Source organism: Cognataquiflexum aquatile (assembly GCF_003316845.1).
GTDB lineage: Bacteria > Bacteroidota > Bacteroidia > Cytophagales > Cyclobacteriaceae > Cognataquiflexum > Cognataquiflexum aquatile.
The window spans coordinates 224,009-242,279 of record NZ_QMIK01000003.1 but is presented as its reverse complement, the minus strand read 5'-3'; the positions used below and the strand labels follow the sequence as shown (position 1 = coordinate 242,279).

The window sequence follows — 18,271 nt, the reverse complement described above, 5'->3', positions numbered from 1 at the left end:
GACCAATAAAAAAGGGGGATTAGCTCAGCTGGCTAGAGCACTACGCTGGCAGTGTAGGGGTCATCGGTTCGAATCCGTTATCCTCCACCAAAGACTCACTGAAAAGTGGGTCTTTTTTTTCTACCGCTTCAGAAAAGCACAACTTGAAATGCTAAAAAAAGTCTGACACCTATCAGGTATCAGACTTCCTTGATTTTTTGTGGAAATTTTAGGAAAGGATCACTTCATTGCCAATTCCTTTAGGGTTTTGTCCGTATTTATTTCTGCCAGGCTGACTGTCAGTTGAAGCCAAAACCAAAAACCAAACAGCCCCAATAAATGGGATCAAAATTATGAAATAAAACCAACCGCTTTTTCCCACATCATGCAGTCTTCTCACAGCTACAGCCAAACTTGGAACAATCATGGCAAATATTAAAATAAAATAAAGTGGGCCATAAAAAAGACCCTCAATTGTGATTCCAAACAAATTATCAAGCGTGATAGCCACCACAGCAAAAATCATGTAAAACAAGCTAAAAAACCAATATTCACTTCTCCTTGCTCTTCCGGAAAAAGTCGCATAATTCTTCAATGCACTGATGAAATAATCCATAACACTAGTTTGGGGAAATATTTTTTTCCTACTCGTCTGGCTTTTCGGTTTCGCCCCGTTTGTTATGGTCTCTGGACTCCATTGTTGATATGTTAAAAGGGGCAGCGGGTAATGTTGGCGTCAGGAAATCTAAAAAAACAGATTTCTTATTCCTAAAATAGGAAGTATTCATTAATCAAACAATAGTTAATTAAACTTAAATAAAAACTATTTTTCGAACATACATTCATTAATAAAGAAGTAATATGTATATCCGCCTTCTTAACAGGATGTGATTTCTTACAGAATAGTCTCGGCAGGCTCGACCATCAGGATTTATAGATGTAAAAAGGGGGAGGGAGAAATGAGGCTTTGCCTCATTTCTCCCTCCCCCTCAAGCCTAAAGTTATCTGTTCACAGAGCTTGCCAAAGGAAAGAAAAATGATATTTGGCCAATGGTATAAAAGCGGGTAACCATAAAAAATATTCTTTCAAAATAACAAAATCATGCAAATGCTATTTAAACAAGCATTGACATGGTTTTTCATTAAGATCCAAAATTATCAGAGCTACTTCCTACAATTAGAGAAAATATTGTCCCTGAATTTCCTGTCGTCCTTGAGGATATCAAAATAGGCGGTCAGGAATTTCTTGGTGTTTTCCTGTTCATTGGGACTCAGGCTTGGGGATAATTTGCCATAGGCCTCCCAAATATTGTTTTCGATCGACAGGTAATATTCCCTTGTATTTTGAAACAAGCTTTCGTCCCTGCATACTCCCCAATAGTAGCGTTCGGTGACGGAATTGATCGGAATCAGGGGATTGACGTGGGCATTGACCAGACCGGACATGTCAAAATCATAGCAATCATTTTAAACAGTCTTGGACCAGTCATCCATGATTGCCTGAATCTTGAGAGCAAAATCCACCGCCAATTTGGGGTCATCGATCATGGAATTATGGTCACCCTCCACCTCCAAAGGAATAACTTTATCAGCATATGGCTTCCATCCATAAAACTGAACTTCCTCCACCAAGAATGTCATTATTCGTGCTTTAACCAAAACAATTTCTCCTTCATAGGGAGAAAGAAGGTAGTTGTCCATGGCTTCATGGTTGATACTCCTGATCTTTTCAATGGTCTCAAACAAGCCTGATGCTGCCTTGTCTTTATCCAGACCCAACCATTTTTGCATTATTACTTTTTTCCTGAGATAGGATCTGGACTTCATTCTTTTGAATGAATCCGGGTGGTATACAGCAAGCTTGACATCTATAACCCTCTTTTCTATTTGCTTGTTGAATTTAAACTTCATCTTATCCCAACTTGTCATTACCGCGTCAGATTGATAGGCGGATACATCAAAAAGAAAAACTTTTCCAACTCCTTCTCCCCTAGACTTCAGCTGTTTGGCCATTTCAAAGGCAACATAGGCTCCAAAAGATTGGCCTCCCACATGGAAAGGCCCTGAAGGAAAGACTTTTCGGATTTCCTCTAGGTAATAAGCTGCCATTTCTTCAATGGTTGTCAATGGTTCTTCCAAGCCGTCTAAACCTTTTGACTGGATTCCGTATACCGGTTGGTCAATAGAAAAGTGTGTTGCCAAGCCATAGAAGGAGGTGATGTTAGCCCCTGCACCATGAATCAGAAACAATGGTATTTTTTTGCCTGATGGTTTGATGTGGACCAATGACTTCCATGAGATATTGTCATTTTGGATGGGATCCAAAAGTCTGGCAAATGATTGGAGATCGGGATATTTAAAAATGCTGTTGACAGGAAGTTTGATCCCTGTTTCGCTTTCTAACAATACCACCACTTCCAATGCAGCTAAGGAATGTCCTCCCAATTCAAAGAAGTCAGCCTCAACGGAAACAATCTTCCTTTGAAGCACTTTTTCCCAAAGACCTGCAACCAAAACTTCATGAGTACTTTGGGGAGGTTTTGCCAAACCAGGAAGTGAAACTTCCTTAGGTTCTGGAATAGGAAGCTTTATTCTATCGACTTTGTTATTATTGGTCAAAGGCAATTTTTCCAAAAGCATCCATTCCGTAGGAATCATGTAATCGGGCAGGCTTTTTTTTAGTTGAGCACGGATTTCATGAATCAAAGACTCAGTCTCATAGGTATTTTGGGGTACCTTGGGAACCAAATAAGCAACCATTATCTTATTGCCTTTCGGTATTTCAATGGCTTGGACTGCTGCTTGTTGGATTTTCTCCAATAAATTAAGTTGGGCCTCTATTTCACCCAATTCTATTCGGTATCCCCTGATTTTGACCTGGAAATCCATTCTTCCCAAACAGGCTATTTCTCCGTTGGGAAGGAATTTTCCAAGATCTCCGGTCCGGTAGATTTTGGCATCATGCACTTCGGAAAAGGTATCGGGGATAAATTTTTCCTCTGTCAATTCCGGTCTATGATGATAACCTTTGGCAACTCCCAGTCCACCGATACAGATTTCCCCGATTACTCCGGGGAGACATGGCTGTTGGTTTTGGTCGAGGATATACACCTGTGTGTTGGCGATGGGTCTACCGATACTGAGGTCATCGGGATCATGGATATACTTCAAAGTTGACCAAACAGTTGTCTCTGTCGGCCCATACACATTCCAAAAAGGTCCAACCAAATGAAGAAGTTTTTGGCTGAGGTCTTGTGTGAGTGCTTCTCCACCACAAATCAAGGTCATGTGCTTGGGATCGCTCCAACCCGAAATCAGCAACATTCTCCAGGTTGCGGGAGTAGCCTGCATCATTGTAATGTTTTCACGGTGCATGACTTGGAGCAATAATCTCCCGTCTTTGCTTTCCTCATGAGAAGCAAGCACCACAGTAGCACCTGAGATCAAAGGTAAAAACAATTCCAAACCTACTATGTCAAAAGAAACTGTTGTGATCGCCAAAAGCCTGTCTCCTTTTTTGATACCAGGGCAATTCTGCATAGAAACCAGGAAGTTGAGGAGGTTAAGGTGTGAAATTTTTACGCCTTTTGGTTGGCCTGTGGAACCGGAGGTGTAAAGAATGTAGGCCAAATGGTCCCTCATAGGCACCTCTCCTTTATATATCCCTTGCTGACTGTCCTCTTGCCGGTCCTCCAAAATCCATTGAGGAAGTAAGTATTCAAATCTGGTTTTGTAATGGGGTTCTGTGACCAATAATCCGGTGTTTGCATCACGGAGCATGTAAGAAATACGCTCCTCAGGAAAATTGGGGTCTAAGGGAAGGTAGGTGGCACCAAGTTCCAAAATCCCCAGGAGCATTGGAAGTAACTTTTCATTTCTGTCCAACATGACTCCCACGACGTCTCCCGCCCTTATTTGCAGTTTTTGAAGGTCATAGGCATAACCATTGGCAAGTTTTCTTAATTGTCTATAGCTAAAATCCCTTCCATTGGCCGTATAGGCAATTTCCTTAGGATACAACTCAGCCTGTTGCCAAAAAATCTCCAAAAATGAATTTTCTACCGGCAACTTTACTTGGGTATTGTTCCACACCTGAAGCTTACTTAGGTTATTTTCAGAATGTAACGTCAACTTTTTTATAGGCTGGGAAGCATCCGCTGTCACCTGTTGGATGAGGCTATTGAAACCCTCCATCCAATCTGCTATTGTCTTTCCCGAAAAGAGATTTTCATTGCAGGACCATTCAAAAATGAGTTCGTCCGATTTGGAAGTCAGGTTAAGGAAAATTTCAAAATTTTCGTATTTTCTTGGATTGGAAATAAGGGTATGCTGCAGGTCTTTGAATCTGACCTGACTGTCCATACCCATATCAATGTTGAAAACCACGGGCACCAATGGAATCCTGGAACTGTCCCTTTTCACCTGAAGGGCTTTGAGAAGATTGCCGAAGGTATAGCATTGGTGCTCATAATCATCTAGCAATTGGGCTTTTCTTATTGAAAGGTACTGCCCAAATGAAATTTCGGGATCGATGGTGGCCCTGATCGGAAGGAGGTTGACGCAATGACCCACCAACACCAAGTTATCAGTTGCTGCTTGTCCGGCTGCAGGCAGACCCAATACGATATCTTCCTGTCCGGTCATTTTAAGAAGGAAGACTTCGAAAGCAGCCATCAGAGTATTGACTAAACTGGTGTTGTTTCTTTTGGCCAAATCCCGCAGTTGTACCACCTGACTTTTTTGAAGGCTAAAATCATCACGACGGCACTTAAAGGTTCTTTCTTTTGGCCTAGGCACCTCTGTGGGGAGGTCCATGGGATTTGGCAAAGGTGAGAACCTCTTTTTCCAATAATTTTCTACTTTGGTATAATCTGCCGAAAGGGAAAACTTTTCCATTTCCAAAGCATATTTGGAAAATGGAACTGCTTCCGGTAAGTTGAACGGTATTCCTTCGAAAAGTGAATTGTAAATACTTGCCAATTCTTCAAACAGGATGCCAAATGACCAACCATCACATACCAAATGGTGGGCCGTGATGGTGAAATGGTGTATATTATCTTCCAGCTTGATAAGGGTAAACCGGGCCAAGGGGCCGTTTTGAAGGTCAAATTCAGTGTCAACTTCCTTTTCGAGAAAATGTGCCAGCCGGAAATCCCTTTCTATTCTGTCTGCTTCTGTCCAATCCAAAAAAAGAAAGGGAACATTTGCTTGGTCGGTGACCATATACTGTCTGCCGTTTGGAGCAAAAACCATCTTCAAAGCCTCGTGCCTTTCAGAAAGGATTTGACAGGCCTGACTCAGGTGTTCTTCATTCAGAATACCTTCCAGGATCAGCGAAATAGACTCATTGTAAGATAAATTGGCTTCCTTTCCCCCAATCTTACAGGCCAGCCAAATTTCTTTTTGGGCATCCACCAATCCGGATACTTTAAGAATTTCGGCTTCCCTGAAGGGATTATAATCAACACTTTCAAATTTGATCTGATCAGACATATGCTGCAATTAGGCTTCAATACTCAGTTTTTGGAATTTTTCGGGATCATTGGCATCCTTTACAAACCAGGCAGGATTTCCATTAAGATCCTTTCCCAATCTTGCGCCGGGGACCGGGGGATTCTTGCTGGACCATGATGAAGTCAGAGCAGCAACCGGTTTTTTTTGAAATTCATTTTTGAAAAAACCATAGGATAAGAGCTCTTCAATGGCTTCTTTGAAAGAATTGACGATCCTGTCGATATCCTTTTCGGTATAGGAAGTGGTGAGAAAACATGGAAAACCATCATAGATATGGATCCCTTTTTCCCTCAAAATCGCAAAAATCAATTCCGTATAAGGCAGTTCCTGATGGTATTTCACTTTCCATAATGAACCGAAATGGGCAACGTAAAAAGGTAGTCCATGTGCTGCAAAAAGGCCATCAAGTGCATCTGCAATTTTCTGGGTCATGGCAGCCAAGGCCACCTGAAGTTTGCCATTGTCTTTTTTTAGAAACTCCAAAGAAGCTTTGGTGCTAGCAAGGGCAAGCGGATGCCTAACAAAAGTCCCGGCAAAATAGGTAACCCCAACTTCCGGAATGGACTCATCTCCGTAGTTCCAGTATCCTCCGTCCAAGGCATCCATAAACTTTGATTCTCCCGCAATAATGCCAATTGACAGTCCGCCTCCGGCGACCTTACCATAGGTTGCGATGTCCGCTTTGATGTTGAATATGCCTTGGGCTCCTTTAAGGTGCATTCTAAATCCAGTAATGATCTCATCAAAAATCAGGGCTGCACCGCTTTCTGTACAGACATTTCTTAATTCCTTTAAAAATTCTAAAGGTTGAAATTCAGGTCTCCGGCTTTGAACAGGTTCGACCAAGACTGCCGCAATTTCATTCTTTTTGGATTTGATTATTTCCATTGATTCGGGAGTTCCATAATCCAACACCAGGATATTTTGTACCGCCCCTGCCATAATACCGGCTGCAGCCGGATAGCTTTTGCCGTTTGGCATGCCTCTTACAATAACCTCGTCAAAGATGCCGTGATAAGAACCTGTAAATGATACAATCAGGGATCTTCCGGTGATTGTTCTTGCCATTCTTACCGCACCCATGACGGCTTCTGATCCTGTATTACACAAGGCTACACGCTGATGTCCCGTAATGTCACTGACCAACTTACTGACCTCACCTGATAATTCATGTTGTGGGCCGATCTCGTAACCTTTTTCCATTTGTTTTGAAATGGCTTCCTGAATGAAGTCAGGTCTATGGCCAAGTAATATTGAGCCAAATCCATTGAGTACGTCGAGGTATTCATTGCCATCAATGTCCCATAGAAGGTTGCCTTCTGATTTGTTGACGACCAAAGAGTAGGTCATTTCCTTCGTAGCGGGTTTGAATCCTGAGACAACCCTTGGGTCAGCCATATGGGAACGATGGAGTTGCGTATAGTTTTTACTGCCTTTGGTTTTTTCATTGAACCTCATTACAAATTCCTTGATGAATTTGTTCTGTGCAGGAGTCAATTCAGTACTCACTTTGTCTATTTTGGCCATTGCCCCAAAAGTTTTAGGGATCTCAGGAATGGTTTTTGAGACTTCGGCAGGCTTTGATTCTGTATCGCTGAACTTAATTTCCGTAGGCTTGACCAGTTCGGGGATTTGGTTGGATTTTCCGTTGGATGGCAATGAATAACCTGAATTGAGAAGCCTGATTTGTTGTGAAAGAAGGTCCAACTGCAAGGAAATCAAGTCGAGGTGATTGGAACTCGGATTAACCTGATTTTGTACATTATTCGGATTTGGAAAAAAAACCTCAGTTTTTGGAATGATTTGCGAAACTGAATCGGGAACTGCAATTTCCTCCCTGTAGACATTTGGGGGAAGTTCACTGTCTAAAAATCCGGCTAGAGAATTGAGGTCCGATAGGGATTCATTCAACTGTCTGAAAGTAATGGATGTTTTGAATTGTTTTTTTAAGCTAGTCGCCAATTGGGTCAATAAAAGAGAATCAAACCCCATCTCCAAAAATGAAGAAGTATCATTCTGAACCCCCATGCCTGTGGTTTCTTCGATGACTTGAATGACTTCATTTTTGATTTTTTCAATTCTGTTCATGTTTTCTATTCTATTTTGTGTTGCTAAATTTTGAGCCTGTTCTTGGACTATGCCGTTTTGAGGTCCAGAAAAGGCTATTTTTGTTTGGATAGGATTAAGCCATGTCAATTCCTTTTTGAAGGCGTAGGTAGGTAAGTTTATTTTTTTTCCTTGAGGACTGTTTATTTTTCTCCAATCCAAATTCGCTCCCTCTGTCCAAAGAGATCCAACTGTATTCAGGAATTGGTTAAAGTCAGAAAGAGGTTCGGTATGGATAAGTCCGTTTAAAAAAACCTTACCGGTTGATTTTGGGTTTTGTCTGCATAGCGAGGACAGGACATTGCCGGGACCCACTTCGAGAAAGATTTTTCCTTCTTCAAAAAGCGTATCAACAGCAGCAGAAAACCGGACAGGATTCCTCATATGTCCTGTCCAATAGGAAATATCAGTGGCCTGGCTATCTGAAAGGAAGTTACCGGTGACAGTAGATACAATTGGGATTTTGGGCTTTTCCAATCGGATTCCTTCCATGAATTTGGTAAACTCATGAATCGCAGAGTCCATCATATGGGAATGGAAGGCATGGCTTGTTTTTAACAGCCTGTTGGGAATTTCCATAGACTGGAGTTTTTGGGAAAACAAGTCGACTTGCTCGTTTTCTCCTGCTACCACAATTTGATTTGGCCCATTTATTCCGGCCAAGGATAGGGAATCAGGTATCCATTTTAGGATTTCCTCCTCGCTGCACCTCACGGACAGCATACTTCCGCGTGGCAGGTTGGCTACCAAAGCACCTCTTTTTGCTACTGTTTTAAGTGCGTCTTCCAAGCTGAAAACCCCGGCTAGATGCGCTGCTACAAATTCTCCTATGCTATGGCCACAAAGCAACATGGGTTTGATACCCATGTCCATCCAAACCTGGGATAGGGAGTAAGAAACAGCGAAAATACAGGGCTGGGTATACATGGTGTTCATTAAAATCTCCATGGAATCCTCTGAATTTCCTTTGGGATATAGAATTTCCAACAATGGCCTGTCCAGATATTCATTTAATATATTGGCGCAGCTGTCAAGAGAGTTTTTGAAAACCTCGTTATAGTTGTAAAGCTCTCTTCCCATCTGAAGGTATTGAGAACCCTGGCCCGGAAAGAGGAATGCAAGGTCAGGAAGTGATTTTGACTTTTTGGAAACAGTTTTCTTTTGATCCAGTATGGAAATTAAATTCGACCTGTCTTTGGCCACCAAAAATCTTCTGAATGGATAATCAGGTCGATACCTGTTTAGGGTATAGGCCAAATCCTTTAATTCAATGCTATTGTTTTTGAAAAGAAACCCTTTGAGTTTCTGAGCATAAAGGTCAAGGCTTTCCTCTGATTTGGCAGACCAACAAAGAAGATATTCAGGATTTTCTAATCCAAAAGAATTCTGTGGTGCTTCCACATTTTTAATATGTTCCTCCAAAATAAGGTGCACATTGGTTCCGCCTACTCCAAATGAACTGACTCCGGCAATCCTTTTTTTGTTTTGCTCCCATGGGGTCAATTCGGTATTGACATAAAATGGGCTGTTTTTAAAATCTATGGATGGGTTCGATTTGTTGTAATTGATTTGGGGAAAAAGTTCCTTGTGCTTTATTGAAAGTAGGACCTTGATTAATCCTGCAATTCCGGAAGCGGCATTAAGATGTCCAAGGTTTGCTTTGACTGTTCCGATGGCACAGTACTGCTTTTCATCCATAGGCCCAAAAGCAGATACAAGTCCTTCAATTTCTATTGGATCACCGATTGGCGTAGCGGTCGCATGAGCTTCGAGAAATGTAATGTCTTTTGGATTTACCCCTGCTTCCCCGATGGCCTGTTTGATGGCATCAGATTGACCGGAAGCACTTGGTGCAGAAAAACTGCCTTTGCCTGCCCCATCATTGTTGACTCCGGTTCCTTTTATGACTGCATAGATTTCATCTCCATCCTCGATGGCCAAATCAAGGCGTTTAAGTAAAACCACCCCTACCCCGTCACTGAAAACGGTTCCGTTGGCATTGATGTCAAAGGAATTGACATGGCCGTCCTTGCTGTTTATGCTTCCCTCTTCGAATAAATGTCCGCTAAAAACCGGGGATTTGATACTCGAGCCTCCTGCCAAAGCCAGCTCACATTTTCCTGATCTGATGGCTTCCACTGCCTGTGCCACTGCCAAAAGGGAAGTAGAACAAGCAGCATGGACACTCACCGCAGGACCTTTCAGATCCAGGTGATAGGCAATCCTAGTAGCAATGTAATCCTTTTCATTGAGGGAGGATACCTGAAAATCCCCAAAGGATTCTACAAAGTCCAAATGGGATTGTAAGTTATTTTTGAAATAGGTATTGTTGCTGCATCCTGCAAAAACTCCAATGCTGTCCGATATTTTGCCTTTGATGTATCCAGCCTGTTCCAAAGCACCATAGCAAACCTCCAGAAATTTTCTGAGTTGGGGATCAGTAATGGAAGCCAATTTGGGATTGAAACCAAAAAAACCGGCATCAAATTTATCATAATCCTCTATTATCCCCCTTGCTGCCACATAGTTGGGATTATTTCTTAAAGAGGAAGAAATGGAAGGATCCAATTCCTCCCTGTCAAAAAAACGGATCGTTTCCGTCCCGGACCGCAGCACCTCCAGAAATTCATCCGGATTGGAAGCACCGGGAAAGAGGAGATCATGTCCGATTACCGCAATACCTGCTTTCCTGTCGGAAACTTTCAATTCCCTTTTTGGTGAAGCTATAGATTTTTCTCCCCCGGATAAATACTTGGCCAAGCCATTTACAGTAGGGAACTGGTAAAATTTTGTAATCGGCACTTCATACCCATGCTGTTGTCTTATTCTTGAAATCAGCCATTGGGCTTTTAGGGAATTCCCTCCCAATTCAAAAAAATTGTCTTCCAATCCTATTTCATTGTAGTTCAAAACTTCCAAAAACGCGGCGTGGATATTTGTTTCGGAACGGTTGGAGGGAGAAGAAACAAGCCCCATCCATTCCGGTCTTAGGTTGATGGGCTTTGGCAAATATTTTTTGTCCACTTTGCCTGTGGACGTTTTTGGAAACTCCTCCACCGAAACAAAAAAATCAGGAATCATGAAATCGGGAAGGGAATTTTTGAGGATATTTTTAATTGCTGTCAGATTCCATTCTGATTCAGGTGTTAATTGTAAATAGGCACAAAGGAATTTCTGCCCAGCGGCATCTATATCTACTTTGACCACTGCCTGTCTTACCCAAGGTATTTTTGATAATGTGATTTCAATTTCTCCGATTTCAACCCTATTTCCCCTGATTTTTACCTGGTCATCTTCCCTTCCTTTGTACCGATAAAACCCATCCTTATCCTTCATTACCAAGTCACCGGTTTTGTAGATTCTTGTTTGCCTACCTTCTGGGGAGGTCCAGGCAATAAATTTTTCTGCTGTCAATTCCGGTCTGTTCAGGTAGCCATGGGCAAGACAGCTTCCTTCAACATGCAATTCTCCTACATCCCCTTCAACTACCGGTTGTGATTCCTTGTCTAAAATCCAGAGTTTGCAGGCATCGATTTCTTTACCAATAGAAGGGATATCCTCCCATTGGTAGGGATCTCCTTTCAAGACCAATTCCGTCACATCCACAGTACATTCGGTAGGGCCATAAATGTTTTTGAGGATGGCATTTGGTATATTGCTGAAGAATTTCCGGATGTTTTCGGTAATTTTCAATAATTCCCCTCCTGTAGTAATCTCAGTAAGTGACACCGGGAATCTGTCACAAGCAACCGCCTCCTCAGTCAGGTATTGGAGGGCTACATAGGGTAGAAAAAGTCGGTTGATCTTGTTATCATTGATGTATTCCAAAGTTTTGAAGGCATCTAACCTTTGGATTTCCTCAATTAAATGGAGTTCTCCTCCGGAAAATAAAGTTCCAAAAATTTCGAATATGGCGGCATCGAATCCTAAATGCGCGAATTGGAGGGTTTTAGAGCTGGGGTTTACCTGAGGATAGGTCATCTGAAAATCCAAGTAATCGCAGATGCCCCGGTGCCCGAGAACTACCCCTTTTGGCTGACCTGTGGAACCTGAGGTAAACAAAATCGCAGCCATATCACTGGTCTGCATAATATTCGAAACTTCCGAGTTCTCCTGCCCAAAATCCATTCTTTTCAGGCCTTGGCTTTTCCAGGTTCTTTCTTCACTTTGGTCTGCCAAAATAAATTGGATTTTGGAGATATTGATGATCTGTGTTTTTCTTTCATCGGGATAACCGGGGTCAATGGGAAGATAGGCTTTTCCTGATTTTAAGATGGCCAACATCCCAATTACCATCTCTATTGACCTTGTGGTACTGAGACCGATTATCTGTTCCCCGGGTGCCTTTAGCCATAAGGCATTTGCCAGGACAGATGCCTTTTTATTTAATTCTTGATAAGTGATTCGTTGGTTTCTAAAAACTACAGCAGTCTTATTTGGAAAAGAATACGCACTCTTTTCGATTCCAGAATGAATAAGGTTTTTTTCCATAAAACAGGAATAATTCAATTAATTGAAGAAAATGGGGTGGTGAACTATTGCTAGGGCGAAACTCTTTCAACTAAAAATAAAACACTTATTTTTGGGCTTAAAGTCTTCATGGCTTTAATTCCTTCTTAATCAAGAAGAAAACCAATCCGGAAATATTCCATTGCGTTGATTTTATTCTCTTTAAAGATCAAAACTTTTTCAATTCTTAGGGGTGCAGTTTCTTGAATCTTTCGGCAGGTTTCCTTCCCCTTCATTTTACTTTTCATCTTTTTTCCGGGGCTTTCTCAGGAGATCTAATCCTGAGTAAAACCATCGGCATTTTTCCCAGACTTCTTCGTGGGTATTTGAAAAAGAAAGTATGTATTTTATCCTTAGTTGGGGAGAAAGTTAAAGATTAGTACAATACCATACTAAATTTCATGCAATATATTTTTCCAAAAATCCTATAAAACAAATTAATATTTGTCAAAAGTATAATTTTGCTTATCAAATTATCGCATAAAATTGCTTGAATTAATTTTTTTTCAATATCTATCTTTTTTACAATCTAAAATCTGGCAAAATTGTCAAAATTTTCACTTAATGAAAAAACAAGAAATCCGTAAATTGTAATGAACGGAAATTTGATTTTAGGATTATCCTTACTGGCATGATTGCGGATAATCATAAAAACCAATATTACGAAAGCTACTTCCTACAATTAGAGAAAATATTGTCCCTGAATTTCCTGTCGTCTTTGAGGATGTCAAAGTAGGCGGTCAGGAATTTCTTGGTGTTTTCCTGTTCATTGGGACTCAGGCTTGGGGATAATTTGCCATAGGCCTCCCAAATATTGTTTTCGATCGACAGGTAATATTCCCTTGTATTTTGAAACAAGCTTTCGTCCCTGCATACTCCCCAATAGTAGCGTTCGGTGACGGAATTGATCGGAATCAGGGGATTGACCACTGAATAGGGGGCATTTACCAATCCCGACATGTCAAAGTCGTAGCATAAAGGAATGTAATCTTTGTTGGCTAGCTGCATGACGGCGATGTTATGTTGGACGACAGTGGACCAATCCGTATTTGCGATCATAAACTGGAAAAAATCCTGCCTGATAGATACCGTATCCTTGAATCTGTAGGGATTCAGCTGAATGTCTTTTTTCATCTCCCCTGCAAACCTATCGGCGATTTCGGAATCATCTTCGATGAGAAAGGCTTTGATTTCAAATGACTTTTCCTGCTTTCCGCTTATGTCAGTAATAGTGAGGTTTACCAATCTGGTATGGAAATGATAGGGGGAGACCTCTTCGTACATTTTGTAAATCATGTATTCTTTGATGGTCAGGTCATCCGCCGTTTTGTTGTTTTGGCAAGGCATGACCAGTTTCAGGGTTTTGTTTCCCTTAAAAATCGTCCCTTCCCTTTCTTTTTTGTCAATCTTGATTTTGAGTGGGGTGAAGAAGCAATGGTCTTTCCGGAAGTTTCCCCTGGCAAATAAGTCAACTTTCAAGGAATCCCATTCGCCGGTTTTGTCTTTAAAATGTAACCACTCCTGGGACACAGCCGTTTCTTTGTCGGATTTTTTAACGTCCTTGAATGAAAAACCCAATTTGATATCCAAGGGGGCATCTTCTCTAAAAAGCTTGGAAACATCTTCTTTCTTCTCCTCTTGTGAAAAGGAATCAAAAATTGGAACATGAAATAAGAAAATCAAAAAAGTGAAGAAAAACCAAATTCTATTGGCCTGACTTTTTGAAGGCTTCTTGCCCGAAATGCAGGTAGGTTGAATGGCAAGAGACAATGCAGGTACTGAAAATGATTTTTCCATAAGTGTTTAATTTTTATAAAATAGGGTGAAAATCAGAAAGCACTTTCAACTCGTAATCAAATCAGGCGGACACTATCAAATGAATCAAAAACGTCAGGACACCTATTCCCAATCCCATAATGAAAACATTATAGGCATGTCCAAGGAGGTTATATTTTCTATTCAATACCTTGCCCTGGTAAAAAAGGGCTATGGACATTTGTTTGTCTATTTCCTCTTTGGAAGGAAGTATCCGGTCGATTTCTACAAGGTATTCTTCAAGGTTATAGGTGGCGCTTTCTCCGAAAAACAGCATGCTGGATTTTCCTTTTTCCTGTGTTTTTTGATTTTTGCCTATGATTTTTGGCTTTGCCGCACGTACAGCGAGTATGGTGGATAAAAGGCAGGTAGAAAGCAACAACAATATAGGGATGAGTGTCATCGGCCCCTGTATGTCCAACTGATGGGAAATGGTACCATATCCTGTGATGGCAATAATGGAGGAGATCACGAGGGCGTTGATGCTGATGATCATGTTTGCCTTGTTATCGGCGATTTGAAGTAGGTTACAGTTGTTTTTGAAAGTTACTCTATAGAAAGTCTGTCTTTCTCTTTCGGTTTTATCTTTCTCTTTCTTTGCAGGTATTATGTCTTCCATCACTTAATGTTTTGTCAATCCTGAATTTACAAAATTATTTTTCAACAAATCCAGCAATTGCTTCAATTTCCTTTTTTCAGGGAGCAATCCAAGAAACATCCCAACTCAAATCTTTTGATTTCATAGCTACACGGAGATGCTCCAACCCATTCAGCTGCAGTGCTTCTATTTCTATAGGCCTGATTTGGATAAGGGCAAAATTGGAATCAGTCAGGGGTTCATTCCACAAAAAAGCATCTCCGGGATCCTGAATGGCAGCACCCGGGGCAAGGACCTGATTATATGCTTTTTGTGCATCTCCCTGGATTTTGGACCAAAATGTTGCTGTCATCTCATCGTTTCTTTTGATTTCAGCCTTGCCTATAACCTTTACCTGAATCCTTTTGTCAGGATGGTAAAACAATAGCACTACGTCCGGAAAGGAATTCAATTGACTTACCTTAGAAGTTCGGGCGTCAGTAAACAGATAGAAATTCAAAGCATCGTCGACTGACCTTAGGACAACATACCGGGCATCCACACCTTTTTCAGATTTGGTCGCAAGGTTGACAAACCGAAAAGGATGCTTGGCGTCCAACGCTCCCCTATGCAGTTCATGTTTGACTGATTGAAAAATTTCTTCCAATGAATTCTCTTTGGTAAAAAGCATAGGTTTTTAAAATAGGTGTACTTCAGTCAGGTTAACTCCTGTCAAAGGTATTGGTTTGGTAACCAAACAAAAAACCTGCACAGAATCTGATTCCGTACAGGTTTTTTGATTGTTTATCTTTTATGATCCGGTTTGTTAGATCATTTCTGCATGCTCTACATTTTTAAAATAGACCTGGTTTTCAGCATCCAAATCCACCAATACTGCGGAATCGTTTTTGATATATCCGGAGAGAATCTGCTTGGAGAGTTCATTCAGAATCAGTTTTTGAATTGTTCTCTTCAAAGGCCTTGCTCCAAAATTCGGATCAAAACCAACTTCTCCCAAATAATCCAAAACCTCTTGGGTGGCATCAATCTCAATGTTGGACTCGGCCAATCGCTTTTGTATCTCTCTCCATTGGATATCGACGATTTTTCGGATCACCTTTTTATTGAGTGGTTCAAACATGATCGTCTCATCGATCCTGTTGAGGAATTCGGGTCTCACGGATTTTTTGAGCAAATCATACACTTCTGATTTGGTTTTTTCCATGATCTCTTCCTTGTTCCATTCCTCCATTTCGGCAAAACGCTCCTGAATCAGGTGTGAACCGATATTGGTAGTCAGGATGATAATTGTATTCTTAAAGTTGGCAATCCTTCCTTTGTTGTCAGTCAATCGCCCATCATCCAATACCTGAAGGAGAATGTTGAAAACATCCGGATGCGCCTTTTCGATTTCATCCAAAAGCACCACAGAATAGGGCTTTCTTCTCACTGCTTCGGTCAACTGACCGCCTTCATCATAGCCCACATATCCCGGAGGCGCTCCCACCAAACGGCTGACGGAGTGCCTTTCCTGGTATTCAGACATGTCTATCCTCACCATGGCATTGTCATCATTGAAGAGGTACTCAGCCAAGGCCTTCGCCAATTCTGTTTTTCCGACACCTGTGGTACCCATAAAGATAAAGGAACCTATCGGCCTTCTCGGATCCTGCAAACCCGCCCTGCTTCTTCTGACCGCGTCAGACAAAGCGACGATGGCTTCATGTTGTCCTGCAACTCTTTTCCCAAGCTCATCTTCTAGGTGAAGCAGTTTTTCTCTTTCACTTTGGATCATTTTGGACAAAGGAATCCCGGTCCATTTGGAAACCACTGAAGCAATATCCTCATTGTCAACTTCTTCTTTCAAAAGAGGAGAACCTTGCTGCATTTCCTCTAGCTGGAATTTGAAGCCTTCAAGTTTCTTTTCTGCCTCTACAATTTTGCCATACCTGATTTCGGCAACTTTCCCGAAATCCCCTGCTCTTTCCGCCTGTTCGGCTTCGAGTTTCAGTTTGTCAATATTTTCCTTTTCGTTTCTGATACCGACGATTACTGCCTTTTCACTTTCCCATTTGGCTTTGACATTTTGTCTTTTTTCAGACAGTTCGGCGATTTCCTTGCTCAATACCGTTTCCTTGTCTTTGTTGTTTTCCCTGCGGATAGCTTCTCTTTCGATTTCAAGCTGCATGATTCTCCGGTTGAGTTCGTCGAGCTCCTGTGGAAGGGAATCTATTTCCATTCTCAGTTTTGCTGCAGCCTCATCCATCAAGTCAATGGCTTTGTCAGGAAGAAACCTGTCTGAGATATACCTTTGGGAAAGTTCTACCGCAGCGATTACCGCGTCATCTTTGATCCTGACACCATGGTGAAGTTCATACTTATCTTTGATACCCCTCAGGATGGAGATTGCATCAGCAGCATCAGGTTCGTCCACCATTACTGCCTGAAACCTTCTTTCCAGGGCCTTGTCTTTCTCTATGTATTTTTGATATTCCTTCAAAGTGGTGGCCCCGATGGCATGCAATTCTCCTCTCGCCAAGGCAGGTTTCAACAAATTGGCAGCATCCATCGCCCCTTCTCCGCCTCCACCTGCTCCGATCAGGGTATGAATCTCATCGATAAAAAGAAGAATTTCACCCTCGGAATCAGTAACCTCTTTGATGACTGCCTTCAGTCTTTCCTCAAATTCCCCTTTGTATTTGGCTCCTGCGACAAGCAAGCCCATGTCCAGGGAGATCAAAGTTTTTGATTTGAGGTTTTCGGGAACGTCGCCGCTGACGATTCGTTGGGCTAAGCCCTCCACAATAGCGGTCTTTCCCACACCAGGTTCACCGAGGAGAATAGGATTGTTTTTAGTTCTTCTTGCCAAAATCTGCAAGACTCTCCTGATCTCTTCATCCCGGCCAATAACGGGATCTATTTTCCCCTTCTTGGCAAGTTCATTTAGGTTTTTGGAGTATTTCTCCAAAGCCCTGTATTTGGATTCTGCGTTTTGGTCGGTCACTTTATTTCCTTTTCTTAGTTCCTTGATTGATTCAATGAGCGGTTTTTCTGATAGGCCGTTGTCCTTCAATAGCTGGGAAGTTTTATCCGATCCGGCCAAAATTGCCAAAAGCAGGTGCTCGATGGCAACAAACTCATCCCCAAAAGACTTTAAAAAATCCTTCGCCTTGGCCAATACCTGGTTGGAGGAATTGGAAAGATAAGGCTGTTGCCCGCTTACCTTGGGAAAGGACCTGATAATATCATCGGTTTTTTGTGCAACAAGTCCTTTGTTGACATTTAACTTCTTGAACAAAAAATCTGTGACGTTCTCATCTTCCGAAAATATCCCTTTCAGGATATGGGCAGGCTCGATGGCTTGCTGCTGTTCGGCCATAGCAAGCTCAGCCGCTTTTTGGATGGCTTCCTGAGATTTAATGGTAAATTGTTTAAAGTCCATTTTATAGTTGGTTAGGTTGGTTTCAATTCTATTTTATTTCCCTGATATTTGGGTTTAATGGTGATTGCTCAAATCTTTAACCAAAGCAGAAAATCGGAAATTATGTCTTAATTTTTTTGTAAATTAACCGGATCATGGACTTTTTGACATGGATTTTTGATTCTTGCTCAAAAAATTCTTCTATGCAGGAATGAAATAAAAAGTGTTTGAAAGGAAGATTACGGGCTCGAAGCTGCTTGCTGATTTACTAAAACAATAAAAAAGGCAATCAAAATTAAGCGCATTAAATTTCCCGTTTTACTTTAATTTTATTATCAAAAATTAAGTTA

At 41.5% G+C, this 18,271-nt stretch carries 8 protein-coding genes and 1 tRNA gene; 1 reads left to right on the top strand and 8 read right to left on the bottom strand.

Annotated elements, in window-relative coordinates; genetic code table 11:
* The first annotated feature begins 13 nt into the window (after positions 1-13).
* Positions 14-90: transfer RNA gene (locus tag DQW11_RS09840), tRNA-Ala, on the top strand.
* Positions 91-208: 118 nt separating this feature from the next.
* On the opposite strand, the gene DQW11_RS09835 is transcribed toward DQW11_RS09840, so the two are convergent.
* The 8 genes from DQW11_RS09835 to clpB form a co-directional block, all read right to left on the bottom strand.
* Positions 209-595 (bottom strand): DUF805 domain-containing protein, encoded by a 387-nt coding sequence (locus DQW11_RS09835; protein ID WP_113923903.1) that lies wholly within the window; start codon positions 593-595, stop codon positions 209-211.
* 548 nt (positions 596-1,143) lie between these two features.
* The gene (locus tag DQW11_RS09830; RefSeq protein ID WP_113923902.1) at positions 1,144-1,425 is read right to left on the bottom strand and encodes a hypothetical protein; all 282 of its coding nucleotides are present in this window, start codon (positions 1,423-1,425) and stop codon (positions 1,144-1,146) included.
* A gap of 21 nt (positions 1,426-1,446) precedes the next feature.
* Positions 1,447-5,472, bottom strand: a complete 4,026-nt coding sequence (locus DQW11_RS09825) for a non-ribosomal peptide synthetase (protein ID WP_113923901.1) — start codon at positions 5,470-5,472, stop codon at positions 1,447-1,449.
* Positions 5,473-5,481: 9 nt separating this feature from the next.
* Positions 5,482-12,090 (bottom strand): polyketide synthase, encoded by a 6,609-nt coding sequence (locus DQW11_RS09820; RefSeq protein ID WP_113923900.1) that lies wholly within the window; start codon positions 12,088-12,090, stop codon positions 5,482-5,484.
* Between the two features lie 687 nt (positions 12,091-12,777).
* Positions 12,778-13,905 carry a hypothetical protein gene (locus DQW11_RS09815; protein ID WP_113923899.1) on the bottom strand — a complete coding sequence of 376 codons (1,128 nt, stop codon included), beginning with the start codon at positions 13,903-13,905 and terminating at the stop codon, positions 12,778-12,780.
* Between the two features lie 61 nt (positions 13,906-13,966).
* A complete protein-coding gene (locus DQW11_RS09810) occupies positions 13,967-14,542 on the bottom strand; it encodes a Pycsar system effector family protein (protein ID WP_113923898.1) in 576 nt (191 codons plus the stop codon).
* 76 nt (positions 14,543-14,618) lie between these two features.
* Positions 14,619-15,191 carry a pyridoxamine 5'-phosphate oxidase family protein gene (locus tag DQW11_RS09805; protein WP_113923897.1) on the bottom strand — a complete coding sequence of 191 codons (573 nt, stop codon included), beginning with the start codon at positions 15,189-15,191 and terminating at the stop codon, positions 14,619-14,621.
* A 135-nt stretch (positions 15,192-15,326) separates the two neighbouring features.
* Entirely contained in the window at positions 15,327-17,942 is a 2,616-nt protein-coding gene (clpB, locus tag DQW11_RS09800; protein WP_113923896.1) for an ATP-dependent chaperone ClpB, read from the bottom strand.
* Positions 17,943-18,271: the final 329 nt, after the last annotated feature.

What these genes read in the sequence shown, in the direction of transcription:
- DQW11_RS09835 (WP_113923903.1), bottom strand. Translation starts at nt 595, where the DNA reads ATGGATTATTTCATCAGTGCATTGAAGAATTATGCGACTTTTTCCGGA.
- DQW11_RS09830 (WP_113923902.1), bottom strand. Translation starts at nt 1,425, where the DNA reads ATGTCCGGTCTGGTCAATGCCCACGTCAATCCCCTGATTCCGATCAAT.
- DQW11_RS09825 (WP_113923901.1), bottom strand. Translation starts at nt 5,472, where the DNA reads ATGTCTGATCAGATCAAATTTGAAAGTGTTGATTATAATCCCTTCAGG.
- DQW11_RS09820 (WP_113923900.1), bottom strand. Translation starts at nt 12,090, where the DNA reads ATGGAAAAAAACCTTATTCATTCTGGAATCGAAAAGAGTGCGTATTCT.
- DQW11_RS09815 (WP_113923899.1), bottom strand. Translation starts at nt 13,905, where the DNA reads ATGGAAAAATCATTTTCAGTACCTGCATTGTCTCTTGCCATTCAACCT.
- DQW11_RS09810 (WP_113923898.1), bottom strand. Translation starts at nt 14,542, where the DNA reads ATGGAAGACATAATACCTGCAAAGAAAGAGAAAGATAAAACCGAAAGA.
- DQW11_RS09805 (WP_113923897.1), bottom strand. Translation starts at nt 15,191, where the DNA reads ATGCTTTTTACCAAAGAGAATTCATTGGAAGAAATTTTTCAATCAGTC.
- clpB (WP_113923896.1), bottom strand. Translation starts at nt 17,942, where the DNA reads ATGGACTTTAAACAATTTACCATTAAATCTCAGGAAGCCATCCAAAAA.